Origin of the sequence: Serratia proteamaculans, assembly GCF_004684015.1 — a bacterium.
In the GTDB taxonomy this organism is placed as follows: Bacteria; Pseudomonadota; Gammaproteobacteria; order Enterobacterales; family Enterobacteriaceae; genus Serratia; species Serratia proteamaculans_F.
The window spans coordinates 1-344 of sequence record NZ_SRIA01000032.1; the positions used below are offsets into that span (position 1 = coordinate 1).

The window sequence follows — 344 nt, forward strand, 5'->3', positions numbered from 1 at the left end:
GCGTGAAGTGCTCACACAGATTGTCTGATAGAAAAGTAATGAGCAAAAGCGCTACCTGTTGATGTAATGAGTCTCTGACTCATGCTGATACGAACCGATTAAGACGCAAGTCTGATCGGAATTTCGTGTCCCCATCGTCTAGAGGCCTAGGACACTGCCCTTTCACGGCTGTAACAGGGGTTCGAATCCCCTTGGGGACGCCATTCCGATAATGAGTGAAAGACATTATCACCGGTGCTTGCTGCACCGAAAACATCTTAAAGATGACTCTGACGAGTCGTGTTTAAGATATTGCTCTTTAACAATCTGGAACAAGCTGAAAATTGAAACATGACAGCTGAAAC

Annotated in this window: 1 tRNA gene; it reads left to right on the plus strand. The window is 45.3% G+C overall.

The annotated features are described in order from the left end of the window. The first annotated feature begins 127 nt into the window (after positions 1-127). A tRNA-Glu gene (locus E5C26_RS24570) sits at positions 128-203 on the plus strand. The last annotated feature ends 141 nt before the right edge of the window (positions 204-344 follow it).